The 25280-nt window shown below is 61.7% G+C and carries 23 protein-coding genes; 17 read left to right on the forward strand and 6 right to left on the reverse strand.

Going from position 1 to position 25280, the window contains the following annotated elements; genetic code table 11:
* Nucleotide 1 precedes the first annotated feature (1 nt).
* Both C100_RS33235 and C100_RS33240 read left to right on the forward strand, forming a co-directional pair.
* Nucleotides 2-1957, forward strand: coding sequence for a hypothetical protein (locus tag C100_RS33235; protein ID WP_024019352.1), 1956 nt, complete (start codon nucleotides 2-4; stop codon nucleotides 1955-1957).
* Between the two features lie 189 nt (nucleotides 1958-2146).
* Nucleotides 2147-3427, forward strand: coding sequence for an MFS transporter (locus C100_RS33240; protein ID WP_024019353.1), 1281 nt, complete (start codon nucleotides 2147-2149; stop codon nucleotides 3425-3427).
* Between the two features lie 19 nt (nucleotides 3428-3446).
* On the opposite strand, the gene C100_RS33245 is transcribed toward C100_RS33240, so the two are convergent.
* Both C100_RS33245 and C100_RS33250 read right to left on the reverse strand, forming a co-directional pair.
* Complete coding sequence (locus C100_RS33245) at nucleotides 3447-3962, reverse strand: flavin reductase family protein (protein WP_024019354.1); 516 nt, start codon at nucleotides 3960-3962, stop codon at nucleotides 3447-3449.
* 111 nt (nucleotides 3963-4073) lie between these two features.
* Entirely contained in the window at nucleotides 4074-5216 is a 1143-nt protein-coding gene (locus tag C100_RS33250; protein ID WP_024019355.1) for an amidohydrolase family protein, read from the reverse strand.
* Between the two features lie 72 nt (nucleotides 5217-5288).
* Between C100_RS33250 and C100_RS47465 the strand changes: the two genes are divergently transcribed.
* The gene (locus C100_RS47465) at nucleotides 5289-6077 is read left to right on the forward strand and encodes an IclR family transcriptional regulator (protein WP_024019356.1); all 789 of its coding nucleotides are present in this window, start codon (nucleotides 5289-5291) and stop codon (nucleotides 6075-6077) included.
* 4 nt (nucleotides 6078-6081) lie between these two features.
* On the opposite strand, the gene C100_RS33255 is transcribed toward C100_RS47465, so the two are convergent.
* Together C100_RS33255 and C100_RS33260 are read right to left on the reverse strand one after the other, a co-directional pair.
* Complete coding sequence (locus C100_RS33255; RefSeq protein WP_024019357.1) at nucleotides 6082-7254, reverse strand: epoxide hydrolase family protein; 1173 nt, start codon at nucleotides 7252-7254, stop codon at nucleotides 6082-6084.
* A 23-nt stretch (nucleotides 7255-7277) separates the two neighbouring features.
* The gene (locus tag C100_RS33260; RefSeq protein ID WP_024019358.1) at nucleotides 7278-8045 is read right to left on the reverse strand and encodes an enoyl-CoA hydratase; all 768 of its coding nucleotides are present in this window, start codon (nucleotides 8043-8045) and stop codon (nucleotides 7278-7280) included.
* 172 nt (nucleotides 8046-8217) lie between these two features.
* Here C100_RS33260 and C100_RS33265 point away from each other — a divergent pair, with 172 nt between their 5' ends.
* The 10 genes from C100_RS33265 (at nucleotide 8218) to C100_RS33310 (ending at nucleotide 17809) form a co-directional block, all read left to right on the forward strand.
* Nucleotides 8218-9531, forward strand: coding sequence for a hypothetical protein (locus tag C100_RS33265; RefSeq protein ID WP_024019359.1), 1314 nt, complete (start codon nucleotides 8218-8220; stop codon nucleotides 9529-9531).
* A 32-nt stretch (nucleotides 9532-9563) separates the two neighbouring features.
* Nucleotides 9564-10631: an aldo/keto reductase gene (locus C100_RS33270; protein WP_024019360.1), complete on the forward strand. Its 1068-nt coding sequence runs from the start codon at nucleotides 9564-9566 to the stop codon at nucleotides 10629-10631.
* Nucleotides 10632-10645: 14 nt separating this feature from the next.
* On the forward strand, nucleotides 10646-11266 hold the full coding sequence (locus tag C100_RS33275; RefSeq protein ID WP_024019361.1) for a glutathione S-transferase family protein: 621 nt from the start codon (nucleotides 10646-10648) through the stop codon (nucleotides 11264-11266).
* Nucleotides 11267-11378: 112 nt separating this feature from the next.
* On the forward strand, nucleotides 11379-12239 hold the full coding sequence (locus C100_RS33280; protein ID WP_024019362.1) for a helix-turn-helix transcriptional regulator: 861 nt from the start codon (nucleotides 11379-11381) through the stop codon (nucleotides 12237-12239).
* A 142-nt stretch (nucleotides 12240-12381) separates the two neighbouring features.
* Complete coding sequence (locus C100_RS33285) at nucleotides 12382-13536, forward strand: sulfotransferase family protein (protein ID WP_024019363.1); 1155 nt, start codon at nucleotides 12382-12384, stop codon at nucleotides 13534-13536.
* A 14-nt stretch (nucleotides 13537-13550) separates the two neighbouring features.
* Nucleotides 13551-14063, forward strand: coding sequence for a VOC family protein (locus C100_RS33290; RefSeq protein ID WP_024019364.1), 513 nt, complete (start codon nucleotides 13551-13553; stop codon nucleotides 14061-14063).
* Nucleotides 14060-14854 carry an SDR family NAD(P)-dependent oxidoreductase gene (locus C100_RS33295; RefSeq protein ID WP_024019365.1) on the forward strand — a complete coding sequence of 265 codons (795 nt, stop codon included), beginning with the start codon at nucleotides 14060-14062 and terminating at the stop codon, nucleotides 14852-14854. The genes C100_RS33290 and C100_RS33295 overlap by 4 nt, the downstream gene beginning before the upstream one ends.
* A gap of 18 nt (nucleotides 14855-14872) precedes the next feature.
* Nucleotides 14873-15892 (forward strand): zinc-dependent alcohol dehydrogenase, encoded by a 1020-nt coding sequence (locus C100_RS33300; protein WP_024019366.1) that lies wholly within the window; start codon nucleotides 14873-14875, stop codon nucleotides 15890-15892.
* On the forward strand, nucleotides 15889-17163 hold the full coding sequence (locus C100_RS33305) for an MBL fold metallo-hydrolase (RefSeq protein WP_024019367.1): 1275 nt from the start codon (nucleotides 15889-15891) through the stop codon (nucleotides 17161-17163). The genes C100_RS33300 and C100_RS33305 overlap by 4 nt, the downstream gene beginning before the upstream one ends.
* A gap of 214 nt (nucleotides 17164-17377) precedes the next feature.
* Nucleotides 17378-17809, forward strand: coding sequence for a DUF1772 domain-containing protein (locus C100_RS33310; protein WP_024019368.1), 432 nt, complete (start codon nucleotides 17378-17380; stop codon nucleotides 17807-17809).
* Nucleotides 17810-17916: 107 nt separating this feature from the next.
* Here the strand turns inward: C100_RS33310 and C100_RS33315 are convergent, their stop codons facing one another.
* Nucleotides 17917-19617 (reverse strand): FAD-binding protein, encoded by a 1701-nt coding sequence (locus tag C100_RS33315; protein ID WP_024019369.1) that lies wholly within the window; start codon nucleotides 19615-19617, stop codon nucleotides 17917-17919.
* Between the two features lie 161 nt (nucleotides 19618-19778).
* On the opposite strand from C100_RS33315, the gene C100_RS33320 reads away from it, so the two are divergent.
* Genes C100_RS33320 through maiA form a run of 4 tightly spaced genes read left to right on the forward strand, consistent with a single transcriptional unit; the run spans nucleotide 19779 to nucleotide 22794 of the window.
* Nucleotides 19779-20291, forward strand: a complete 513-nt coding sequence (locus C100_RS33320) for a nuclear transport factor 2 family protein (RefSeq protein ID WP_024019370.1) — start codon at nucleotides 19779-19781, stop codon at nucleotides 20289-20291.
* Nucleotides 20197-21471, forward strand: coding sequence for a gentisate 1,2-dioxygenase (gene gtdA, locus C100_RS33325; protein WP_235219047.1), 1275 nt, complete (start codon nucleotides 20197-20199; stop codon nucleotides 21469-21471). The genes C100_RS33320 and gtdA overlap by 95 nt, the downstream gene beginning before the upstream one ends.
* Nucleotides 21468-22166, forward strand: a complete 699-nt coding sequence (locus tag C100_RS33330) for a fumarylacetoacetate hydrolase family protein (RefSeq protein WP_024019372.1) — start codon at nucleotides 21468-21470, stop codon at nucleotides 22164-22166. The genes gtdA and C100_RS33330 overlap by 4 nt, the downstream gene beginning before the upstream one ends.
* 1 nt (nucleotide 22167) lies before the next feature.
* Nucleotides 22168-22794 carry a maleylacetoacetate isomerase gene (gene maiA / locus C100_RS33335; protein ID WP_031309156.1) on the forward strand — a complete coding sequence of 209 codons (627 nt, stop codon included), beginning with the start codon at nucleotides 22168-22170 and terminating at the stop codon, nucleotides 22792-22794.
* 37 nt (nucleotides 22795-22831) lie between these two features.
* Here the strand turns inward: maiA and C100_RS33340 are convergent, their stop codons facing one another.
* Nucleotides 22832-25276: a TonB-dependent receptor gene (locus tag C100_RS33340; RefSeq protein WP_152536441.1), complete on the reverse strand. Its 2445-nt coding sequence runs from the start codon at nucleotides 25274-25276 to the stop codon at nucleotides 22832-22834.
* Nucleotides 25277-25280 lie beyond the last annotated feature (4 nt).

Below are 25280 nucleotides of genomic sequence, written 5' to 3' on the forward strand. Positions count from 1 at the left end.
GATGGTCCGTTTGGCAGACACGCTCACAGCGCCCTTTCATGTCGGTCACGACACGGTCGATCCGCGATATGACAAGCCCTATGTCGAGGTGGACGAGCAGCGCAGCGAGCCTGTTCCACATCGCTATGTCCATGGCGGGTTCACCGGGACCGACGCGCGCTTCTCCTTCTATTTCCCGCCCGAGCACCAGTATCGGGGCCGGTTCTTCCACAACACATATCCCATGGCGCTGACATCGGACATCGGCCCCTTCCCGATCCAGTTCGACGTTGCCATGGGCGATCTTGGCTTCACGATCGACAGCGGCGCTTATTATGTCCAGACGAACCTGGGTGGGATGGAGCGGATGCGGATAGCCGATCCCACGATCGGTGCTTATCGCGTCAACGCCGCCGCCGCAAAATTCTCGCGCGAAGTGGCTGCGCGCATCTATGGCGATCATCGGCCCTATGGCTATCTTTTCGGTGGATCGGGCGGCTCTTATCAGGTGATGGGCGCGTCGGAGAATACGACCGGCATCTGGGATGGCTTCCTGCCCTATGTGTTGGGCACGCCCTATGCGTTGCCGAGCATGTTCACCATCCGCGTTCATGCGTTGCGCGTCCTGCGCCAGCGCAACAAGCTGGCGGCCGTCATGGACGCCATCAACCCAGGCGGGACGGGCGATCCCTATGCGACATTGGACGAGGAGGAAGCCGCCGCGCTGCGAGAGGCGTGCTTGATGGGCTATCCGCTCAAGGGCTGGTGGAACCATGACCGGCTCGACAGCGGGTATCTCGGCTACAACATCCCGTCGCTGATGGTGGCCGATCCGGGCTATAATGCCGATTTCTGGAGCAAGCCGGGCTATTTGGGCGCGGACCCGGCCAGTTCGATCCATGCCGCGCGCGTACAGTTCGAAACCATTATCGAGGACATCGTCGAAGGACCGCGCAAGCTGCTGCGGTTTGCAGAGGTTCCCGACAAGGATTTCGCCGACGCCCAGCTCATTATCTTGAGCGGCGAGGGACAAGGCGGCATCCTGCCCCTGGGACCAAAGGCGGATAATCCGATGGCTGTCGCTTTCGCTGTCAATCCGCAGGTCCTGGCAAGCATCAAACCGGGCGATCGGGTGCGGATCGACAACAGCTTTGCATTGGCGGTGCAGACCTATCATCGGCATCAGGTGCCCGACCGTGACGACCTGCCCGCCTGGGATCAGTTTCGCGACGATGCCGGTGCGCCCATCTATCCGCAACGACCCAGCCTTTATGGCCCGCACGCAGCGACCACAGTCGCCGGCTCGGTCCCCAGCGGCAAAGCCGAAGGCAAGATGCTGATCCTGGAAACGATGATGGATATCGACGCCCTGCCCTGGCAGGCCGATCATTATTATCGACAGGTGCGGCGGAATATTCGCAGCGGCGCGCCCGACGATGTCGCCATCTGGTTCATCGATCATGCCCAGCATGATGATCCGCAGGATGCGCGCGCAAACGCGCATAGTGTCAGCTTCGCCGGCGCGCTTCAGCAAGGGCTTCGCGATCTCGCCCGCTGGGTCGAAATCGGCGAGAAGCCTTCGGAAACCAGCTACAACGTCACAGACTGTCAAATCGAGGTGCCGGCCGATCCCGTCCAGCGGGGCGGCGTTCAGCCGATAGTGGAGTTGATGGTCAATGGCGGCGATCGCGCCGAAGTCATGGTGGGCGAACAAGTCAGCTTCATCGCCACTGCTGCCGTGCCGCCGGGTGCCGGCAAGCTCGTTTCGGTCGAATGGGATTTCGAGGGGAAGGGCAGCTATCGGGCCAGCGGGGATATTAGCCCTGTAGAACAGATGCGCGTCACTACCACATATGCCTTTGCCAGGCCCGGAACCTATTTTCCGGTCGTGCGGGTTGCGGCGCATCGCGATGGCGACCCTATGACGCCCTATGCGCGGGTGATGAACATCGCGCGCGCCCGGATCATCGTGTTCTGACCGGACGCCTGGCGAACGGTTCGACCGCCCGCCCGACGCAACCGGGCGCAAATCGCGCCAGCGTTATTATGCGGTCAAAATGGCCCGCGCTTGTGGGGCGCGCGTCGTCATGGTCTGTTGTTCGCTGTCCAGCAGAGAATGATACCGAAGGTTGCCACGCATGGACGGACGTTACGGGAGAGACCACGCGTGAATCATGACCTGGCGATGACGGCGGAGACGCTGGCGGAATTGGATGCGCCACAGCGCGGCAGCGAATGGCGTCAGCATTGGCCGATGCTGCTCGTGGCCACGGCGGGCATGATGTTGTGCACCGTGCACGTCTACACTTTGGGAGTGATGGTCGCGCCGCTTGAGCGCGAATTCGGCTGGAGCCGGACGCAGATTTTCTCCGGGCCGCTGATTCTCGCCCTTACCGGTTTGTTCGTCACGCCGATGATCGGCAGCCTCGTCGACCGGATCGGTCCGCGGCGGGTCGGCCTGATCGGCGTGCCGGTCTTTTGCTGTTCGGTCGCCTTGCTGTCGACGGCGACTGCATCGCCAGCGTCCTGGTGGGTGCTGTGGTTTGTGGTTTCGCTCGCCTCCATTCTTTGCGGGCCGATGGTCTGGGCAGCCGGCCTCAACAGCCGCTTCGTCAAAAATCGTGGATTGGCGCTCGCCCTCGCATTGTGCGGGACGGGTGCAGGCGGCGCCTTCATACCTGCGCTGACCGAAGCGTTCATCGGCGCGCTGGGTTGGCGGCAGGCCTATATCGCCATAGGAGCGCTTGCGGCAGTCATTACTGTTCCGCTGGTCCTGTTCGCCTTCCATCCGCTTGGACAAGCGGGCAGTGTCAAGGCCATGTTCGGCAAGTCCGGCGGTGCAAAACGCGCGCAGGGTGGGCGAAGCCTCTATTTCCAGACGCGATATGTCAAACTGGCGCTGGCGATGCTGTTGTTCGGTTTTCCGGTGAGCGGAGTCATCGTCAATTCCGTGCCCATCCTGTCCTCGAATGGCTTTACCCAGGCATCGGCGGCGGCGCTGGCCGGCGTGATCGGCATCGGCGCGATCATCGGGCGGCTTGTTGGCGGCTATCTGCTCGACCGGCTCAATGCCAGCAAGGTGACGGCGGTGGCTGTGATGCTGCCGGCCGTCAGCGGCCTGTTGCTGCTCAGCGGCCCAACCTCTCCGGTCACGGCTGGCGCAGCGTTCATGGTCCTGGGCCTGGCGGTCGGCACCGAACTGGATGCCTGCGCTTATCTGACCGCGCAATATTTCGGGATGCGCAATTTCGGCGCGCTTTACGGCATGATCATGGGCCTGCTGGTGTTCAGCAACGGCCTTTCGCCACTGATCGCCAGCTTTATCTATGACAAGATGGGATCTTACATGCCGATCATGTGGGCTTCGGTCCCCTGCGCCCTCTTGTCAGGGCTGCTGCTCTTCAGCCTGGGCAAGCCACCTGCGTCACCCGACGCCGATCCGGTCTGAAACCTCTCGACGGCGCGGCTCAGCAAGTTGCCTGCGGCGCGCTGAAGCTGCCATAGCCACCCCGCAGGAAGAGCAATGGTTCGCCGGGCCGATCGACTTCCAGCGCCTGGACATGGCCCAGGACGAACCAATGGTCGCCCGCATCATGGACTGCATGCAGGTTGCAATCTATCCACGCCAGCACGCCGTCGAGTACCGGCGATCCATTGTCGGATATGCGGTGGGAAATGCCCGCGAACTTGTCCCCTTCCTTTGCGGAAAAGGCGCGGCACAGGTCGATCTGATCGTCGGCCAGGATGTTGACGCAAAAGCGGCCCACGCCTTCAAGTTGTTTCCAGCTGCGGCTGTTCTTGTCGGGCAGGAAGGCGACAAGCGGCGGGTCGAGACTGGCTGAGGTGAAGGAGCCCACCACCATCCCGAACTGCTCGCCCCCGTCGCTACGCGCAGTTACAACGCAAACGCCCGTCGGATAGTGACCCAGGACGCGGCGGAATGTCGCCGAATCGATCAGATTGGTGGCTTGGTCGAGCATCATGATGGTCCTTTGCGACGCCAAAGCGCTGGTCCGTCCGCATGATGCGAGCCGGAAGAAGCGGGAGATGGCGCCGCAAGGGTCCGCGGCGCCATCTTCTTCACACAGGTTCGTTCAGAGGTTCCAGAGACGCGCAGCCGTGCCGCCGACGATCTTCTTGGCCTCTTCATCGCCGAACATTTCAAAGATCTTGCGGATTTCCGAACGGGATTCGCCGAAGATGCTTTCACCATGCGGATAGTCGCAGGACCACAGGATATTGTCGGTCAGGTCATAGTCCTTGGCCTGCTTCAACCCGACATCATCATGCATGAAGGCGACATAGCATTGGCGCTTGAAATAATAGCTCGGCAGTTCCTTGAGCTTGGGCTTCAGCTCGGTGCCGTAGGACCGGTAAACGCGATCCGCGTCCTGAAGAGTCCAGGGCACCCAGCCGATGCCACCTTCGCAGAACACGACGTTAAGGCCCGGATGGCGCTCCAAAATGCCTGAAAATGCCAGCAGCGACCAAAGCGGGCGATAGGGGCCGAGATTTTTGGTGAGATTGGCGCCTGTCGCGCCAAAGCCGGAATATTCGAGATAGGCGCCGACATGGAACATGACGGGAATGCCGCTTTCGGCGATGGCCGCCCACATCGGCTCCATTTCCTTGGCGTTATAGCCGACATTCTTGGGTGCCGATGGAATCTGTAGCGCCTTGATGCCAAGATCCTTCATCTTGCGGATATACTCGCGCGAAGCATCGGGATTGTATATCGTCGGGAGGATGCCAACACCGATCAAACGGTCGGGCGCAACCGCGCAATATTCGGCCAGCCACTCATTATAGACGTCGATGCAGCGGGTGAAGAAGTCCTTGTCCTTCATGCGCACCAGCGACATGGCGCGAGCGTGGAAGATCAGCGATGCGTCGATCCCTTCCGCGTCCATGTCCGCAAGGCGCTGGTCGCGATCCCACATGCCCGGCCGTCCTTCGGCCAGAGCGGAATCGAGGCCGGGAATGTCATAGCTTTGACCGTCAACTTCGAGATGGAAGCGCTGGTCCTCGCTCTGCCACAGCTTGGGCGCGCGCTCCTTGTCGGCCCCGGTCAGCCGTTTCTCCCAGAGATGCTCTTCTTCCATCCCATGGTCATCGACCGATATGATGCGGGTGCCCGCAGGCGGCCGCCAGCCGTCGTCGACGACGGCGCGATCGCGCGGCCAGAGGATCGGGTCGATCACGTCCTCATAGCGGGACTTGAGAGAGATATCTTCCAACGCAGCCTCCTATTTATTTGCAGAGCGAATAGATTATTTGTATAATGAATTATATAGCAGTAAGGGGTGCGCATGTCAAAAATCGAGGATGCTGTTGCAGAGACTGGCAACCGCCATTTCGTCACCGCACTGGCGCGGGGCCTCGCCGTGCTGCGCTGCTTCGATCGGCCGAGACTCGAACTGACCGTGACCGAGATTGCCCGGCTGACCGGCCTTTCGCAGCCGACCACGTGGCGGCTCTGTTCCACCCTGCTTGAATGCGGATATCTGGTGCGGGGCACTTCGGGCGCCAGTCTGCGCGTGGGCGCCCCTGCGGTGACGCTGGGCTATGCAGCCGTGCAGGGATTGGGGCCATCGGAACTGGTCCGCCCCTATCTCCAGCAATTGACCGATCAGACGAAGGGCAATTCCATGCTCAGCGTCCGTTCGGGCACGGACATTATTTCAGTCGAACAAGTGCATGGCGAGTGGATCACGCCCAATCAGCCGATCGGTTGGCGTGCGCCATTGATCGCCATTCCATCGGGCCTGGCGGTCATCGTCGCGATGGACGAGGCCGCTCGGCAGGATCTGATGGCGACATTAGCGGCCACCGACCCGGTCTGGCCAAGGCATCGTGAGCGAATCGAGCGAGCCCAGGCGCAATATGCGCGTGACGGCTATGTGATCCTGACGGGCATGGTGGATGGACAATATAGCGCCGTTGCAACGCCCCTGTTCGTTGAAGGCCAGTCGGGTCAGCAATGGGCGCTTAGCATAGGTGGCGCCACGAGCCGTTGGAGCGAGGCGCATCTGCGTCAAGCCGGTCAGGCGTTATGTAAGGTTGCCACTCTGTTGCGTCCCGCGCTGGCTGTCACCTGACCGGTCAACGCAAGGTGGCGAAGAAGCTGCGCAGGTCAGCGACCAGCAATTCCGGTTCTTCCGCCGCAGCGAAATGACCGCCGCGCGGTATCACCGTCCAGCGTTGCAGATTATAGTAGCGTTCCGCCCAGCGTCGCGGAGCATGAACGATCTCGCCGGGCATCACGGCCACGGCGACGGGTGCCTCCACCACCGGCATCCGGTCGTGGGCGGGCTGCCATGGGTGGTGCGCCGCCTCATAATAATAGCGCGCTGAGGTCGAGAAACTTTCTGTCACCCAGTATAGCATGGCGGTATCGATCAGTTCGTCCCGCGTGAATCGACGTTCAATGTCGCCGCCACAGTCGCTCCAGGTCCGGCGCTTTTCCACTATCCAGGCGAGCAGCCCGGCAGGCGAGTCGTTCAAGGCAATCGCTGGCGTCTGGGGCTTGGTCCGTTGTAGCGCCATATAGCCGGTTTCCTCCGCCCCGAAGGCGGCCATTTTCCGGCGCAGCGGCAATTCTTCGGGCGAAAAATCGTCCCGGTCAAACTTGCCGCCCGCCATGTAGTCAAGCGGTGAGGGCGTGTGCACATGGACGCCAATCACCCGATCGGCATATTTATGGCCCAGCTGCGCCGCGATGAACGAACCCCAGTCCCCACCCTGCGCCGCGAAACGCTCATAGCCGAGCCGGGCCATCAATAGGGTCCACAGATCGGCCGTGCGCTCCCAGTTAATGCCCGGCTGCTCCAAAGGCGTCGAAAAACCATAGCCTGGCAAGGAAGGAATTACGACGTCGAATGCGTCTGCCGGATCGCCGCCATGGGACGCCGGATCGGTGAGCGGGCCGATCATCCTGCGAAAGTCCCAGAAGCTCCAGGGCCAGCCATGGCTCAGGATGAGAGGCATCGGGGCTGGTCCCTTGCCCCGCACATGAAGGAAATGGATCGGCTTAGCGTCGATCAGGGTGCGAAAATGCGGGAAGCGGTTCATCATCGCTTCACGCGCCCGCCAGTCATAGGCGTTGCGCCAGTGATCGACCAAGACACGAAGATAATCCACATTTGCGCCATAGCGCCAATCGTCATTGGCAAAATCGCGCGGCCAGCGCGTCATTTCCAGCCGACGCGCCAGATCCTCCAGCACGGTTTGTGGCACATCGATGCGGAAGGACTTGATCTCGCTTGTCACGGCCATGCCAGCGCTCCTGCCGCAGATAGTTATTTGCCGGTCAACGCCTTGCGCCGCGCTTCCAACATCGCTGGCGTCACATGGACATTATAGGCCGCCCCGACCGACCGCTCATGCGTCAGTGCATCGCCAAGAGCCAAGGCGAACCCCGACTTCATCAGCCCCTTGTTCGGCACGATGGCGGCACGACCATTGGCGGCGATGTCGCGACCCAGGGCGACGGCAAAGTCGATCAACGCGTCTCCCGCAACGACATGATTGATGAGGCCCCAGCGTTCCGCAGTGGTCGCGTCGATGAAGCGGCCGGACAGCGAGAGTTCCCGCGCGCGTCCGGGGCCAACGACGCGCGCAAGCCGTTGTGAAAGACCCCAGACCGGCAGCAGTCCTACCTTGGCATGGGTATCGGCAAAGCGCGCCGTATTAGCGGCGATCAACATGTCACAGGCCAGCGCAACCTCCAGCGCGCCAGTGACGCACACGCCGTTTATCGCTCCGATCACTGGCGTGACGCAATCGTCCACCGCCGCAGCTGGATTGAGCCGGGGATCGTCGGTCGCCACCTCCGCCAGCGCATTGTCGTCACTGCCTAGTTCGCGCAGGTCGAGGCCGGCGCTAAACGCCCGGTCGCCGGCACCGGTGACAATGATCGCGCCGACATGTTCATCCCCATCGGCGTCGGCCAGGGCAAGCGCCAGTTCGGCGCGCATGGCGCGCGACATGGCGTTGGCCGCGGCGGGTCGGTTGAGGGTGATGAGCGTGACGCCGCCATCGAGCTTTTCGCAAGTCACGACACTCATATTCTGCCTCCTCTCGCGCCATTTACGCGATGCGGGTTCTGCATTGGCGTTCGCGAGCAGGCACGCAATATCGATGGCATAAGGTTCGCCGGGGCGATGCCTTGCGGCCAATCCAATCGGGTGGTTGGTTCTGTACGCCGCATGGGTCATGGGACAGGCAGAAGGAGCAAATATGGCGGCCGAGATTGACTGGGTTTGCGGCGACATTCTGGGCCATGATCTGCCCGCGCACGCCGCCGCGTTGCGGGAGGGCGGACCTGCATATCTGACACGCGCCTTTCGCGCCGCCGGCGCCCTGTCAGCCGACAATCATGTGACGGACATCACGTGCTGCGACCTATGGGCCGGCGGTTCCACGGGTGCCAAGCTGGCCTTGTCGGTCCGTTATGATCGAGCGGAGCCAGGCCTTCCTGAAGAACTGTTCGTCAAATTCTCCCGCGACTTTGATGACCCGATCCGCGACCGGGGCAAGGTGCAGATGGAATCGGAAGTGCGCTTCGCCCTCCTTTCCCGCATCCCCGATTTCCCCGTTGCCGTCCCGCGTTGCCTGTTCGCCGACTATCATCTGGAGACGGGCACCGGGATTTTGATCGCGGAGCGGATCGCCTTTGGCGCGGATGGCAACGAGCCGCATTATCCCAAATGCCGCGATTATGAGGTGCCGGACCTGCTCGGCCATTATGAGGCGTTGGTGAGCGCGCTTGCCCGCCTTGCCGCTCGCCATCGAGCGGGTGGCTTTCCGGCAGATGTGATGGATCATTTTGCGCCGGAGAAAAGCAACCTTTCGGTCAGCGACCGCAAACCCTATGCGCCACAACAGATCCGCAATCGCGTGTCGCGCCTGGCCGAGTTTGCAGCGCGCCATCCGGGGTTGCTGCCACCGGCCGTGATCGCGCCGGATTTTCTCGAACGCCTGGCGGAGGAAGGCGCGCGCATTTCCCACCATGCCGACGCATTGGCGGCGATCCTTCACGGAGACGGGGCGCCGATCGCGCTCTGCCACTGGAACGCCAATATCGACAATGGCTGGTTCTGGCGCGATCCGGAAGGCCGGATCCACTGCGGCCTCATGGACTGGGGCAATGTCGGCCAGATGAACATGGCGGTTGCGCTGGCCGGCTGCCTGATGGCGGCCGAACCGGATTTTCTGGTCGCTCATATCGATCGGCTGTTTCAGCTTTTCGCTGCCGAATTGACGCGACATGGTGGTGGCACGGTCGATATCGAGACGCTGACCGATCATTTTGCGCTCTATATTGCGTCATCCGGGCTGACCTGGTTGCTGGACGCACCGGCGCTGATCACGCGACTGGTCCCCGACCTTGGGGAGGTCAAGGATCGTTTCGATCCCCGTATCGCCGATGAGGAATTTCCCCGCAATCAGCTCAACATGCTCACCATGTTCCTGACATTGTGGAAGACGCTGGATTTCGGTGCGCGACTTGATCGCGTGCTGGCGCGGGCGGAAGAACCCGCACAGGCCTGAACGGCCCAATGTTTCGAGGAGGAGATGCCGCCATGTCGATGCAGCTTGATGATTATCGCCTGCTGGGCCGGTCTGGCCTCAGGGTATCGCCGCTATGCCTAGGCACCATGACCTTCGGCACCACGCCGGGCTGGGGCACCGAACAGGCCGAGGCGAAATCCATGGTCGATCTGTTCATCGAGCGTGGCGGCAATTTCATCGATACCGCCAACTATTATGGCGACTCCGAAGATTGGCTGAAGCCCATGATCGCGGACCGGCGCGAGCAGCTTGTGCTGTCCACCAAATATTCGCTGTCGATGCGGGCGGGCGATCCCAATGGCGCGGGCAATCATCGCAAGAATATGGTCCAGTCGGTCGAGTCGAGCCTCAAGCGCATGGGCATCGACTATATCGACCTGATGTTCCTGCACATGTGGGATTTCCGCACGCCGGTGGAAGAAATTCTGCGCGCGTTCGACGATCTCGTCCGCGCGGGAAAGATTCTCTATGGCGCGCTTTCCGACACGCCTGCCTGGCAGGTGTCGCGTATGCAGGCGATTGCCGATCTGCGTGGCTGGACGCCGTTCATCGGATTGCAGATCCCGTACAACCTGACCCAGCGGACGGTGGAGCGCGAATATATGCCGATGGCGCGGGAGATGGGCATAGGTGTGCTACCCTGGTCGCCGCTGGCTGGCGGTGTGCTGTCCGGCAAATATAGCAAGGCCGACCTGGACGAAAAGCCGACCGAATTTGGCGCCAACAGCACGCGCAAGGACATCAACAAGATGACCGGGCGCCTGAGCGAACGCAATCTGACCATCGCCGACGAAGCGCGCGACATCGCGCAGGAGATCGGGGTGACACCGGCACAGGTTGCGCTCGCCTGGACATTGCTCAATCCGGCCGTGACCGCGCCGGTGTTGGGTGCGCGCACGCTGGTGCAGCTGGAGGATAATCTGGGCGCGTTGGCAGTCGAATTGTCCGACGAGCATATCCGCCGTCTTGATGAGGTCAGCCGCATCCCGCTCGAATTTCCGGCCGACATCTGGGCGGGCGGCGCGTGGGAACGGATGTTCGGCGGCGCCAAGGTGGCCGCACGGGTGCCAGCTGCGTAACGGAGTAGCCGGCCATGCTCACGGTGCATCATCTGGAAAAATCCCAGTCGGAACGGATTGTCTGGCTGTGCGAGGAACTTGCCCTGCCCTATATGCTGGTGCGGCACGAGCGCGACCCTGCGACCCGTGCCGCGCCGTCAGACTATAAGGCGTTGCATCCCGCCGGCACGGCGCCGGTCGTCATCGATGGCGATATAGTTCTCGCGGAAAGCGGTGCGATCGTCGATTATCTATGTCGGCGCCATGGCGGTGACTGGCTGTTGCCAGGCCCCGGCGACCCCGGCTTTGCGGCTTTTCTCTTCTGGTATCATTATGCCAATGGTTCGATGATGCCGGCCATCGTCATGGACCTGGTATGGAAGCGGTTCAATGCCACGGGACTGGCTGGCAAGGCCGACGCCGCTTTCGCGATGGTCGAGCAGCGCCTGAGTGAGACGGAATGGTTCGCCGGAAATGTATTTTCCGCCGCCGACATCATGATGGGATTTCCGCTTACCACCATGCGAATGTTCGCGCCGCGCGATCTGGCGCCCTATCCGCATCTGCGTGCTTATCTTGCCCGTCTGGGCGCGCGTTCGGCCTATCGGGCGATGTGGGCGAAGGCGGAACCCGAGCTGACGCCCTGCCTCGATTGACAGGCCGGGGTGGGGTCGGGCGGGCGCACCGGCCAGCTTGCCACGCCACGCGTTTGGCCTATGCTCAGGCGAACAGAACGGACATATATCCGCGCGGGAGGGAGAAGCGAGGGTGAGTCATCCACGCCATAGTGCTGGTTTCACCATAGAGGCAGAACTCCAGCTGCCGATCGCAACCGTGCAACTGGCCCGGTTCGATCTTCCCGAACCTCAATGCACCGTGATGCACGAACATGACAGCTTCTGGCTTGATCTGTGCCTCACCCCTCGCCCCGCAAATGCCTGCGCCTTTTTCGAGGGCAGTGGCAGACGATATTATGCGCCGATTGGGGACATATTGCTGGTGCCGCCGGGCCGCCGCATCCGCACGCGCAGTGCGGCGGGGACGCAAAGATCCATCCTATGCCATCTGCGCGCACAAGAAATGCAGCGCTGGCTCGACATCGACTTTGAATGGACCGACGACCGGTTGCAGGAAGCCCTGCATGTCGGCAATGCGCATATCCGTGCGCTGTTGCTGCGCTTGTCCGAAGAGGCGCGGATGCCGGGCATTGCCAGCGACACGATGGCCGAGTTGATCGCCAGTCAGATCGCGCTGGAACTGGCACGCCATTATCATGTGCTCAAGGAGCGTCCCGCATGCGGCGGCCTGTCACCGGTCCGCCTGCGACGGATCGACGATCGTTTGCGGGAAGGGGGCAAGGCGCCGAGCCTTACCGATCTTGCGCTGCTGTGCGGCGTGTCGGTACGACAGTTGACGCGCGGTTTTCGTGAAAGCCGCGGCGTCTCGATCGGGCAGCATATCGCACGGGTGCGCCGCGATCAGGCGATGCGGATGCTCGCCGCGGGCACACCCGTCAAAAGCGTCGCCTTTGCCATGGGCTTTGCCTCTGCGTCCAGCTTCGCCCAGGCCTTCCGGCGCGAAACCGGCTATTCTCCTTCCTTCTGTCGCGATCAGTCCGCCGCCCATTAACGCGGCGGTCGGATGAGTCCCGCCCGCGACATTTTGGCCGGATCGCGACAGTCCTTTCGCTTGCGACGCTCCCATGCGCCGACCAGTATCGGCGCCAACGAAATTCCGGCGGTCAGCGCTGGAAAGCAGGAGCAGGATCGCGATGGCGTCGTCCCTCAATGTCGAGCAGATCATCGAAAGAGCGCATCAGTCCACCGGGTTGGACCAGTTTGACAGCGACAGTTTCATGGAGGGCCTGGAAATACTGGTTGCCGACATGAACGGTACGGAGCGCAGCCAGGAAGGGGTCGATCGCATGACCGCTTCAATGGCGAAGCTACTCGGCGACCGGCTCAAGGTGACGGACTATCTTGCCAAGCGGCCGGACTTGCTGGCTCGGCCGGTCGAACGACCCGTTTTTGTCTTCGGCATTCCGCGCACGGGCACGACCCTGCTGAGCAATTTGCTGGCGACCGACCCGGCTCGTCGATCGCCGCTGGCGTGGGAAATCGACGATCCGGTGCCGCCGGCGAGCAGCGCTACGCTGAAAACTGATCCGCGCGCCCTCGTCCGGTTGGAGGAAGAGCGCGCCCGACTTGCCGCCCATCCTGAACATGGAAAATATTATCGGAGTTCCGCCATTTACCCCAATGAGTGCATGTTCTTCATCGGCCATGACTTCAAGGCGTTGATGTGGGAATCGCGGGGCAAACTGAAAACTTATCGCGACTGGCTCTTCAACGAGGCGGATCTACATTCGAGCTACATCTATCACCGGAAATTCCTGCAATTGCTGCAAGCCGATGCGCCGGGGGTGTGGAACCTTAAAATGCCATCGCACGCGCTGTGGCTCGACACGATATTGGACGTCTATCCCGACGCGCGGTTTGTCTGGGCGCATCGCGATCCGCTCACCGCAACCGGCTCGTTCTGCAGCATCATCACATTGGGTCCGCGCAGCGCTGGCGTGCAGCCCGATTATCAGTGGATCGGCGAAAATTGTTCCTGGCAGGCGGTCGAACATGCCGAGCGCATCATGAATACTCGCGACCGGATTGGCGAGAAGCGCATCATCGATGTTCATTATGCCGACCTGATGCGCGATCCGGTGGCCACGATGCGCAGCCTTTATGCCGCGCTTGGCGATCCCTTCACAGCCGAAGCAGAAGCCGCGATGCGCGCCTGGCTGGCCGATAATCCACAACAGAAATTCGGCAAGCATGAATATCGCCTCGCCGAGTTCGGCCTGACGCCGGAGGCGCTGCGCCCCCGCTTCGAGCGCTATCTGTCACGCTATCATGTCGAAGCCGAAGGCTGAACGGAGGAGCCTCAATGCTGGACGGCCATCATTATCAGATCGCCTATGTCACGCGCGACATCGAGAAGGCGGCGGTCAGGCTGGCCCCGGAAATCCGCGCGCGCGACATCCACATTCGGGAAACCAGTTTCCCCGCCGTCACGCCGACAGGATCGGGGACAGCGGTGCTCAAGCTGGCTCTTATCTGGGTGGACGAGGTCCAATATGAATTGATCCAGCCCATCAAAGGTCCGGTCGAGATCTACGCGGACCTTTTACCGCAGGACAATGCCTTGCGCTTTCATCATATCGCGATCCGTGTCGATGACTGGGACTCATTCCGCAAGGAGGTGGATCGCCGGTCGCTGAACGTCGTCCTGGAGGGCGGGAACGAGGCGCTTAAATTTCTTTACCTCGATCGGCGTGACCTGGTCGGCCATCATATCGAATATGTCTGGGCTACGCATGACCGATGGGCCGTCATGGGCGCTCCCTGGGCGCAGGTGCGCGGCGATGCATTTTCAAGAACATCGGGAGCGGAACAATGACGAAGGGTTTGTTCGATCTGACCGACAAGGTCGCGATGATAACGGGCGGCAGCACCGGTATTGGCCTGGGCTTTGCGCGTGGGGTCGCGAAGCAGGGCGGCACGGTCGTGCTCTGGGCGCGCAATGCCGACAAGCTGGCGGCAGCCAGGGAGGAACTGGAAGCCTTCGGCGGCAAGGTGACGACGCAGGTCGTTGATGTCAGTTCGCAAGATGCGATCAAGGACGGCTATGGCGAACTGCTGGCAGAACATGGCCGGCTCGACGCCGTGTTCGCCAACGCGGGGCGACCGTCGAAAAGTCGATCGCTGCTGACGCTGGAGGCAGATGAATGGCATGATCTGCTCGACACCAGCTTGCACGGCGCCTTCTTCACCCTCCAGGAAGCGGCGCGCCATATGGTTGCCCGGGCCGAAGCAGGTGATCCCGGCGGTTCACTGGTCTTTTGCGGCAGCCTGTCCATGTTCCTGGGCGTGGGCGGCATTTATAACTACACCGCGTCGAAAGGCGGCATGGGCGCCGTCATCCGCGGCCTGGCGGCGGAACTGGGACAATATCGCATCCGCGCCAACACGGTCGCGCCCGGACTCATCAGGACGGAGATGCATCAGGGCATGCCCGATGACCATCCGATGTTCGACAAGTTCCGATCAGTGACCCCCATCCCTCGTATCGGCGATCCGGCCGATTTCGAAGGCATCGGCGCCTATTTGGTGAGCGACGCCTCGTCATTCCACACGGGCGACACGATCGTCGTTGATGGCGGCAGCGTGATCCGGCCCGCTTTTCGTTGATCCATTTGGGAGGTCAGGATGCAGATTCTCAATATCCACGGCGTTGACGATGTCCGGCTCGACCCTGCGCGCGCCGCCGCGCCAGGCCCGGGCGATGTGGTCATCAAGGTCAAGGCATGTGGCATCTGCGGCAGCGATCTGACCTATATCAAGCATGGTGGCATCCACCGAGCCGAAGGCGGCGTGACGCCGCTGGGTCATGAAGCGGCGGGGGAGGTTATGGCAGTTGGCGATGACGTCGAAGGTGTCGCGATCGGACAGCGTTTCGTCATCAACCCGATGCGCACACCCAGCCTGATCGGCACCGGCGGACCGGAAGGCGCCTTCACCGAGCAACTGCTCGTGCGCGCCGCCAAGGTGGGTGACAGTCTGCTACCCATTCCCGACGACCTGCCTTTTGATGTTGCAGCGTTGACCGAGCCGCTCGCGGTATCGCTCCATGGCGTCAATCGGGCCGAAGCGAAGGCGGGCGAGAAGGTAGCTGTCTTCGGCTGCGGACCCATTGGGCTGGGCATGATCCTGTGGCTGATCGATCGAGGCGTGACCGATGTCGTCGCGCTGGACCTTGCCGACGAACGGCTGGAGCGCGCACTGGCGCTGGGCGTTAGCGGTGTGATCAATCCGGCGCGGGACGATGTTCGCGCACGCCTGCTGGAACTACATGGCCCCGGCCGGACGCTTAACCGGGATGCCGTTGGCACCGATGCCTATATCGATGCGGCCGGCGCGCCCAATATTCTGGGCGACGTTATCGCGATGGGGAAGATGCACGCGCGATATGTCTGCACCGCTGCCTATAGCAGACCGGTCGAACTTGATCTGGGCCGCCTGCTTACTTCCGAGATGACGATTACGTCGGCGGTCGGCTATCCCGACGAAATGCCCGAAGTGCTCGCCGCCCTGCCCCGCTTGGCGGACAAAGCCGCCACGCTCATCAGCCACCGTTTCGCGCTGAGCGATGCGATCGAGGCGCTGAGAGTCGCGGCGACATCCCGATCGGCCAAGGTGATGATCGAAATGCCGGACCCCGTGGCATGACCAGTTCGGCGCCGGACATCCCGGCCCTGGCGGACCTGATCCGCGCCGGCGAGCAACAGACCCAGGCGGAGCCGATCAACGACTTCATCTATATGGTGAAGGATATTTCCAACGCCTATCTCGTGACCACGGATGATGGCGATCTTCTGGTCAACGCCGGTTTCATGGCGAGCGCCGAGAAGAATCGGGCCATGCTGGAGAAGATAAGGAGCGGACCGCTGCGCTATATTGTCCTGACGCAGGCGCACCCCGATCATTATGGCGGAACCCCGGTGCTGAAGGAACGCGATACGTTGGTCGTTGCCGAACGGCGCTTCTCCGACAGCTGGCAATATTTTAGCGATCTCCACCCCTATTTGTCCAAACGTTCGGGTAAGCTCTGGTCGTTCAACCGGCCCGGCGGCGCTGCTCCCCCGGTGCCGCCGCGAATTGTGCCAGATCTCACGGTTGACCGCTGTCATAGCCTGGAACTGGGCGGTCGCCGGTTCGAGCTGATTTCAACGCCCGGCGGCGAGACGCTGTGCGGGCTGACGGTCTGGATGCCCCATGAGCGCGTGGCCTTCACCGGCAATCTCTTCGGTCCCATCTTCAAGGCGGTGCCGAACCTCGTCACCATGCGCGGCGACCGCCCTCGTCTGGTGACCCGCTATCTTCATTCGCTCGGCATCGTTCGCGATCTTGGGGCCGAGCTGCTGATTACCGGCCATGGCGCGCCTATTCGCGGCGCCGACCGAATCCGCTCCGATCTGACGCTTATGTATGACGCCGTCTCCTATGTGAAGGATGCCACGATCGCCGGCATGAACGCGGGCAAGACAGTCCATGAGTTGATGCGCGAGATTGTTCTGCCAGACGAACTCGCGCTGGGCGAACATCATGGCAAGCTGTCATGGCTGGTCCGCTCCATCTGGGAGGAGCATTCGGGCTGGTTCCATTTCGATTCGACCACGTCGCTTTACGGCGTTCCCCGATCAGCCGTGGACAGCGATCTGCTTCAACTGGCCGGGGGCGTCGCCGCAATCAACCAGCGGGCGCAGGCGCGCCTCGACGCGGATCAGCCGCTTGAAGCGCTGCATCTGCTGGACATCGCGCTGGGTGCGGAACCGGGCGATCGGGACGCGCTGTCCGTCAAAAAGGCGGTTATCGAGCGATTGCAGGCAAAAGCCGGAAGCGAAAATCTCAGCGAGACGATGTGGCTGCGGTCCGAGATCGCCGCCATTGACGCGCAGTTAGCCAGCCGCGTCACGGATTCGGAGCCACAAGCGCATTGAGGCGCGTTTGTTGTAACGGGCTGCGACGCGGCGCAAGCGCTTAAGCTCTTGATTCATCACGCGTGAGCGGCGATAGTTGGCCAGCCGAAAATAGAGCAGCAGGTCGGTAGTCCCTGCGCCCCCAAGCGGGGTTCTTCCCAGCCGCGGCGTCACCCGAAACCCGGGGGCGCGGTCATATGGGTTGGCGCCTCCTCGAACAAGACGAGGAACGGTTATGATAATTTCACTTGTCGCTTTGCTCAGCGCAACGCTTTTCACTGGCGCGGCGATCTACATCAGCTTGGTCGAGCATCCCGCCCGGCTGGGCCTAGACGATGGCCCGCTGCTCCAACAATGGCAGCCGAGCTACAAGCGCGCACTACCCATCCAGTCCGGCCTGGCTGTGATTGGCGGAGTAGCCGGGCTGCTGGCCGCTTATTTCACGAAAGATTGGCGCTGGGTGGCAGGGAGCGTGGCTCTGCTTGCGAACTGGCCATTCACGCTTCTGGTCATCCTGCCCGTCAACAAGCGCCTTATGGCCATGGATTCACATCACGCCGACTTGGAAAGTCGCCGGATGCTCATCCAATGGGGCAAACTTCACAATATCAGAAGCATCTTGGGAGCCGTTGCCATGCTTCTCTTCGCCGCGTCTTTCGTAAGATAGCACATGGTGGCGCTCCCCATTTATGGGTTCACGGCGTAAGTGAGCCGTGACGGAAAGAGAGCCGCCGCCGCCGCCGCTCTCGCTTCCGGATAGGCCAGGAAGAGCGCTCAGTCTGTTCCCTCGAGCTGCGCACCCACGATATTGTCGGCGCCCATGGCGTGCTTTGCGGCAATGAAGCCAAACACGAAGGATGGTCCGACGCTGGCCCCAGGCCCAGGATATGTGCGACCCATCACCGACGCTGTGGAGACGCCGGTGGCATAGAGTCCGGGAATTGGGCTGCCATCTTCGCGAAGCACGCGGGCGTGGATGTCGGTCACCGCCCCGCCCCATGTACCGATGTCGCCCGGATAAACCTTGTAGGCGTAAAAAGGCGCCTTCTCCAGCGTACCAAGATTGGGCGACGGGCTGTTTTTCGGATCGCCAAAATAACGGTCATAGGCAGAGGCGCCGCGGTGGAAATCCTCATCCTTGCCGGCACGGGCAAAGCCGTTGAAGCGCTCGATCGTGGTCTTCAGCGTAGTCGGGTCCATACCGCATTTGATCGCCAGTTCCTCGATCGTATCGGCCTTGACCACAAAGCCGCTATCGAACCATTGTTGCGGTTTCTTGGACTTGGCCAAGGTGCCGATCAGCATATATTTGTCGATGAAGCGGCTGTCGAGCACATGCCAGCTCGGAACCGCGGGCGAAACCTTGTCCCGCTCATAGACTTCCTTGCAGAAGGACATATAGGACTGGACCTCACGCAGGTAGCGCAGCCCTTTCTGATCGACGACGATCGAGTGCGGCTTGGCCAGTTCACCCATCACCATCGGCAGGATTTCCGGCGGATCGGGGGGGACAGCCATCTGGTTGCCGGCGAACTCGTCCATCTGCGCCGTGGCGGCGCCGATCCGCATCATCTCCTCGATCATTTCGCCGGTGTCGCCCTCGATCGTATTCGACCATTCCGCGCGCTTGCCCGGCTGATATTTGTCGCGCATCGCCTGGTTCCGCGCGAAGCCGCCCGCATTGACCAGCACGCCCGACCGCGCGCCGAAGCTTTGCTCCACCCCGTCGATCGTGGCGACGACGCCGGTTACGGCGCCCTCTGCATCGGTAACGAGGCGCGAAACGGCAGCGTTGGTGCGGATGTCCACGCCCGCGTCAATCGCCGCCTTGAACATCTGGCCCTGCAGCGCCGCCCCATTTGTCACATGATCCTTGCCGGTGATCTTTTGCGTCATCATGCGCATACCGACCTTCATCATCGACAGCTTGCCCTTCAGCGACACACCCGAGAGCGGCACGTTCATCAGCTCTTCAAGCTTGCCGGGCATCGGCACATAATTGGGTCGCAACTTGGCCTTGTGTTCGCCCAGTTCATTGGCGTCGAACAGGTCGGCAATGATCGCACGGCCGGTATCCGTGCCGCCAGGATAGTTGGAGTAATAGTCCGGCCAATAGGGGAAGCGGTGCAGCTTGATCCCCTGTTTGACCAGAAAGTCGATCATCCGCCCGCCTTCCACCACATAGGCGAGGCGCTTTTCGCGGCTGGTGCCAGCGGTGATTTCCTGTTCTTCCACTACGCTGTCGAGATAGGTCATCGCCTGCTCGACGCTGTCGGGGACGCCGTCCTTCTTCATCAAAGGGTTATTGGGAATCCACAGCACCCCGCCCGACCGTGCTGTCGTGCCACCCACCAGGTCGGTCTTCTCCAGCAGCAAGACGCTCTTGCCCTGTGCCCTGACCACGAGCGCAGCGCACATTGAACCGCCGCCGCTGCCAACGATGATGAAATCGAATGTCTTTGCAGGCTGCGTCATATCCTCTCCCTGGCGCGCAATAGCGAAAAAGACGCGCGATCAACGAACGATATAAATGGTAGCGTGTCACGACAAGCAAACATAAGAGATGGCGGCAACCAGTGGGCATCTCTCCGGCGGGGCGATGCATCGCTGCCATCGACAGGCAAGAGGAGAGAAAAATGGACGAGCAGGCCGCGACGCTGGAACGGTTCCGGGTGCATGAACTGATCGGTCATTATGTCGACGCGCTCAACCATCGCGATTGGGACAGCTACGCGGATTTGTGGACCGAGGACTGCATCTTTGAAATGCAGGTCGCGGAGAGCGATCTGGCAGTATCCGACCAGATGACGACGACGCAAAAGCCCATTGGCGTCCGGACTGAGAGGCGCGCAGGCATATTGGGCCTGGTGAGCACCTATAATCGCTATCCCTGGCTCTTCCAGACCCCGTCGGGCGTCGTGGTCACGCTCGACGGCGACAGGTCGGCGCGCATCCGGCACATTTTGCAAGTCACGAGCAGCGCCATCTATCTGATCGGCATATGCTATGATCGCGCGACGAAAGGCGAGGACGGCAAGTGGCGCCTTGCACATCGTGATTACCGACCAAGCTATTGGGAAGCGCGGGAGTCGATGCCGGGGTTCGTCACCCGTTCACTGCCTGACATGGGCTATCTGTCACGACCCTGACAGGAACGCCATCCCGACGATTATCGGCCCCCCGATAAGGCGCGGCTGGCGCTGCCATTCTATTGCGGAAGCCTGGCGTTCATGTCTAATCAGCCACGCCGGCATGGAGCATCCGCTCCGGAGAGGAACTGACATGAGCCTTGCGAACGACCAGCAAACCCAGCTCGAGGCGCTGTACGCCGAAATGGAGTCGGCCCATCTGACGCCACTTTGGGAGTTGCTTGCGGAACTGGTGCGGCGCAGCCCTGCCTCTCCGGCTCATATCCATTGTTGGTCGTACGACGCCGTGCGCGATTATCTCATGCGTGCGGGCGACCTGATCAGCGCGGAGAAGGCCGAGCGCCGCGTGCTCATCCTGGAGAATCCAGGGCTTAAAGGTCAGTCGGCGATCGTACCCAGCCTCTATGCTGGCCTGCAGCTCATTCTGCCCGGCGAGATCGCGCCGGCGCATCGTCATACCCAATGCGCGTTGCGCTTCGTCATGGAGGGCGAAGGCGCCTTTACCGCGATCGATGGCGAAAAAGCGGTCATGCGTCCTTTTGATTTGGTGCTGACGCCGGGCTGGCAATGGCATGATCATGGCAATCCCACCGACACGCCAATGATCTGGCTGGACGGACTCGACATCCCCACGGTTCGCCATTTCGATGCCAGCTTTTCCGAAGGACATAGCGAAAAGGCGCAATCGGAAGCCGTCGCGCCGGGCACGACCCGCGCGCTTTATGGCCATAATATGCGTCCGATGCGCGGATCGGCTGCTGACCGCCGCCCGGCGCATCAGCCCCTGTTTCACTATCCCTATGCAGAATGGCGCGCCGCCCTGGGGCAGATGGCCATGCATGCCCAGATCGACCCGCATATCGGACATGCGCTGGAGTTCCTCAATCCCGCGGATGGGGGCCCGATCATGCCAACCATTGCCGCCCATGTCCGCCTGCTTCCCGCTGGCTTTGAGACCAAGCCGCGCCGGTCAACCGATGGCACGGTGTTCGTAGTCATCGAAGGGACGGGCACCGCGCTGATCGGCGATCAGGAAATCGCCCTCAACCATCGTGACATCTTCGTCGTGCCGTCCTGGCAGGAGTTACGGCTGATCGCGGACGACACTCTCGTCCTGTTTGGCTATTCCGACAAGGCGGCTCAGGAAAAACTCGGTCTGTTCAAGGAAATGAATGCATGAATCAGCTGTTTGACGCGCTCCCGCCCGTGCTGGCCGAAACCAGTGACGGCAACCGCTTCCCGGTCCGCCGCGTCTTCTGCATCGGCCGCAACTATGCCGCTCATGCGCGCGAAATGGGCAAGGACCCGGATCGCGAAGCGCCCTTCTTCTTCACCAAATGGGCCGAAACGGTGGTGCCGAGCGGCACCACCATCGCCTATCCGCCCGAGACCGGCAATTTCCATTTTGAGGCCGAACTGGTTGTCGCGATCGGTAAGGGTGGTCGCAACATCAGCGAAGACGCGGCAAAGGCGCATGTCTGGGGCTATGCCACCGGGCTCGATATGACCCGGCGCGACCTGCAATTCGAAGCGCGCGACAAAGGCCGTCCCTGGGATACGGGCAAGAATGTGGAGCAGTCCTCGCCGCTTGGTCTGTTGCACCCGGCCAGTGCCGTTGGTCATCCCGAATCCGGTTCGATCCGGCTGACCGTCAATGGCGAGGTGAAGCAGGATGCGGACCTGTCCGAACTGATCTGGGATGTGCCTGAAGTCATCGCCTATGTATCGCGCTTCTATCGGCTGGAGCCGGGCGACCTTATCTACACCGGCACGCCCGCCGGCGTCGGTGCGGTGGTGGAGGGTGACGAGATCAACGTCTCGATCGCCGGCCTGACCGACCTCACCGTTAAAGTCGGTGCGCCAGCCCGTGAATGAGGTGATTCTGCACGGCTATTTCCGCTCGACAGCCTCCTACCGTGTCCGCATCGCGCTCAATCTCAAGGGCATCGCCTACAGCCAGACGTCGCATCACCTGCGCAAGGGCGAACAGCGGGCGCCCGCGTTCATGGCGCTCAATCCGCAGGGACTAGTGCCCGCGCTGGAGATAGACGGCGCTGTGCTGACCCAAAGCCTGGCGATTTGCGACTATCTGGACGAGCGCAATCCCGAGCCGGCGCTGCTGCCCGCCGATCCGATTGCGCGGGCCAAGGTTCGCGCCTTTGCCCAGGTCATTGCGTGCGACGTTCATCCGATCCAGAATCTGAAAATTCTCGACCGCTTGCGCCAACAAGGCCTGGATGACGCGGCGGTCAACACATGGGCGGCCACGGTCATCGAGGACGGGTTCGACGCCTGTGCCGCCATGATCGCCGATCAGGATGGCCCTTATTGCTTTGGCGAACAGGTCACCCTGGCCGATCTTTGCCTGGTGCCGCAATTGGTGAACGCGCGCCGCTTTGACGCTGATCTGCGCTGGCCGCGGCTGCTGGACATTGAACGCGCCTGTCTCGGGCTTCCTGCCTTCGCGGCGGCCAGCCCGGAAAGGCAGCCCGACGCGGAATGATATGGAGGGGGGCTTTCAGGCCCCCTTCCACTTCCTCCTAGAAACTATATCTGAGTTCCGCTCCGCCCATGCGGGGTTCGCCAACATTGGCGGAGTTGACGCCCAGCAGATCGCCCAGCGCGAAGCCGCCGGTATAATAGCCCTTGTTGAAGACGTTGCGGACGAACAGGCTGGCGGTCAGCCCCTCGCCACCCATGAAATCGGACCAGTCGGCGCGCAGATTGACGAGGCGGTAGCCCGGCAACCGGGTGCCCGGCGTGCGGGTGTTGGCGGTATTGGCGAAATAGAAGCTTGTCTGGCCATAGACATCCGCCCGCAGGGACAATTGGCCCCGATCCTTGGCGATGGGCAGGCGGACCTGCGCATTGAGCGTGCCGCTCCATTTGGGCGCATCGCCATAAGGGCCGAAGAAATATAGTTCGCCAAATGCCTCCAGCTGATTGTCACGATATTTGGCGTCAGTATAGGCGCCGGTCGCACCAATCGTCAGCCAGTCGGCCAGGTCAATTCCGGCATCAAATTCGAAGCCCTGAATCCGGGCCTTGGGCACATTGACGGTGAAGAGCGTCGGCTGGGTAACGCCACCGCCCACGGGGACGTTGATAAGCTGGGTGCGTTGGATGTTCTTCACATTCTGGCGATAGGTGGCGAGGTAGAGATGCCCGCGCTGGCCAGCGACGACACCGTTGAATTTGGCGCCGATTTCGATGTCTTCGGTGGTTTCGGGAAGATAGAGGCTGCCGCCGGCGTCAGGCAGGGCGTCGATCGGCGGCGCAATGCCGTTGATGCCACCGGCGCGCCAGCTACCGCGCGTTTGCGCGTAGAGCAGCAGCGTGGGCGTCGCTTGATAATCCAGTCCAAGCAGCCAGCTGGGCTTGTCAAATTTAACCTCCAGCTGGGGCTGACCGAAGAAGCGGCTGCGCGCGAGCTGGTCGCTGGTGATCTTTTCCCACGTATAGCGATAGCCGGCATTGGCGGTAAGACCCGGAATGCCGACGCCGCCCAGATCATATGTCAGCTGACCATAGACCGCCTGCTGCGTGTCTTCCTGCTTAAAGTCCGACAACGAAGTCGACACATCGGGGATCAATGGAAAGACTGGCGATAGGTCGGTATATGTGGCGGGATAGAAGAGACGGCTGCGGGTGCGCGCGGCATAGCCGCCAACGACATAGGTCAGGCGATCGTCCAGCAGCTTGCCCTGTAGCTGTAATTCCTCCGAAATGGTGCGGACCAGCTCGTCGTTGGAATTGTCGCCGAGCTTGGGCGGACCAACAAGCGCATTATAGGTCGAGAGGATCAGGTAGGGCACACCGATCTGGCCCGCCAGATCACTATTATGGCTGCGCGACAGGCCGAAGATATTCTTGAGCTGGGTCGATTCGCCCAGGTCGATCTCCGTAGTGTTGGTGAGGAAGGCGTTGCGGCCGCGATGCTTGGTCAGATTATTTTCCGAGACATCCCAGAAGCGGCCATTCTGCTGCGCCGCGAGCGCGGCGAAGATGCCGTCGGGATTGGCGCCGGGGTGCGCGGCAAGATAAATGTCCCATGCGCCGGGAAAGCCGATCGCGGCGTCAAGCTGCGGACCGAACAGCGAACCAGCGGAGCAGGTTAGCGGCCGGCCCGTCGGATCGACCTGACCGCATTGATAGACCGAATAGACGACGGAGCTGCTGTTGTTGCCGTTCGCGCTTTCGACCTGCACGACGCTGGTGTTGGTGATCGTCTCGGTCGGCCGGATCAGCAGCGATATACGTCCCACCTGCCGTTCGATCGACCCTGGGCGCTGGCCGTTGAAGAGGTTGCGCTGAAATCCCTCTCGCGTGGTGCTGTCGAATGCCGCGCGCAGGATGATCCGGTCGTCGATCAGCGGGAGGTTCACCATGGCGCTGGCGTTGACATAATCGAAATTGCCGGCGGCGATCTTCACGCTGCCTGCCAGCGCGTTCACCGGCTTGGCGGTCGTGACCAGCACGGCGCCGCCGGTGGCGTTACGGCCGAACAAGGTGCCCTGTGGCCCTTTCAGCACCTGGACCGATTCAAGGTCGAAGAAGGAGGACGAGCCGCCGGGCGCGAACTGCACTTCGTTGACATAGGGCACGATGGCGGTTGCGGAACCGGAGAAGGCGTCGACCGACTGGCCGCGGATAACATAGTTGAGATTGTTGTTGGATTGGGTCTGACGAACGACGAGGCCGGGAACCGCCGATTGTAGGTCGCTCTGCTGCTGAATGCCGCGTTGCGCCAACTGTTCGCCCGAGAAGGCGGCCACGACGGCGGGAACCTTCGCCAGATTTTCGCCGCGGCGGCGCGCCGTCACGACGATGTCACTCTGGTCGGACGATTGCTCAGCCGCCTGCGGCGCGGCCTCGTCCGCCTGGTCCGCCGCCAGGGCAGCGCCCTGCAGGCCAAAGCCCAGCACACCGATCACTATAGCCGCGCGACTGGCGCCGGCAATAAAGGCGTTTCTTACCATGGTCATCATA

Source organism: Sphingobium sp. C100, from assembly GCF_000508185.1.
GTDB lineage: Bacteria > Pseudomonadota > Alphaproteobacteria > Sphingomonadales > Sphingomonadaceae > Sphingobium.

What these genes read in the sequence shown, in the direction of transcription:
- C100_RS33235 (WP_024019352.1), top strand. Translation starts at nt 2, where the DNA reads ATGGTCCGTTTGGCAGACACGCTCACAGCGCCCTTTCATGTCGGTCAC.
- C100_RS33245 (WP_024019354.1), bottom strand. Translation starts at nt 3,962, where the DNA reads ATGATGCTCGACCAAGCCACCAATCTGATCGATTCGGCGACATTCCGC.
- C100_RS47465 (WP_024019356.1), top strand. Translation starts at nt 5,289, where the DNA reads ATGTCAAAAATCGAGGATGCTGTTGCAGAGACTGGCAACCGCCATTTC.
- C100_RS33255 (WP_024019357.1), bottom strand. Translation starts at nt 7,254, where the DNA reads ATGGCCGTGACAAGCGAGATCAAGTCCTTCCGCATCGATGTGCCACAA.
- C100_RS33260 (WP_024019358.1), bottom strand. Translation starts at nt 8,045, where the DNA reads ATGAGTGTCGTGACTTGCGAAAAGCTCGATGGCGGCGTCACGCTCATC.
- C100_RS33265 (WP_024019359.1), top strand. Translation starts at nt 8,218, where the DNA reads ATGGCGGCCGAGATTGACTGGGTTTGCGGCGACATTCTGGGCCATGAT.
- C100_RS33270 (WP_024019360.1), top strand. Translation starts at nt 9,564, where the DNA reads ATGTCGATGCAGCTTGATGATTATCGCCTGCTGGGCCGGTCTGGCCTC.
- C100_RS33275 (WP_024019361.1), top strand. Translation starts at nt 10,646, where the DNA reads ATGCTCACGGTGCATCATCTGGAAAAATCCCAGTCGGAACGGATTGTC.
- C100_RS33285 (WP_024019363.1), top strand. Translation starts at nt 12,382, where the DNA reads ATGGCGTCGTCCCTCAATGTCGAGCAGATCATCGAAAGAGCGCATCAG.
- C100_RS33290 (WP_024019364.1), top strand. Translation starts at nt 13,551, where the DNA reads ATGCTGGACGGCCATCATTATCAGATCGCCTATGTCACGCGCGACATC.
- C100_RS33295 (WP_024019365.1), top strand. Translation starts at nt 14,060, where the DNA reads ATGACGAAGGGTTTGTTCGATCTGACCGACAAGGTCGCGATGATAACG.
- C100_RS33300 (WP_024019366.1), top strand. Translation starts at nt 14,873, where the DNA reads ATGCAGATTCTCAATATCCACGGCGTTGACGATGTCCGGCTCGACCCT.
- C100_RS33305 (WP_024019367.1), top strand. Translation starts at nt 15,889, where the DNA reads ATGACCAGTTCGGCGCCGGACATCCCGGCCCTGGCGGACCTGATCCGC.
- C100_RS33310 (WP_024019368.1), top strand. Translation starts at nt 17,378, where the DNA reads ATGATAATTTCACTTGTCGCTTTGCTCAGCGCAACGCTTTTCACTGGC.
- C100_RS33315 (WP_024019369.1), bottom strand. Translation starts at nt 19,617, where the DNA reads ATGACGCAGCCTGCAAAGACATTCGATTTCATCATCGTTGGCAGCGGC.
- C100_RS33320 (WP_024019370.1), top strand. Translation starts at nt 19,779, where the DNA reads ATGGACGAGCAGGCCGCGACGCTGGAACGGTTCCGGGTGCATGAACTG.
- C100_RS33330 (WP_024019372.1), top strand. Translation starts at nt 21,468, where the DNA reads ATGAATCAGCTGTTTGACGCGCTCCCGCCCGTGCTGGCCGAAACCAGT.
- C100_RS33340 (WP_152536441.1), bottom strand. Translation starts at nt 25,276, where the DNA reads ATGACCATGGTAAGAAACGCCTTTATTGCCGGCGCCAGTCGCGCGGCT.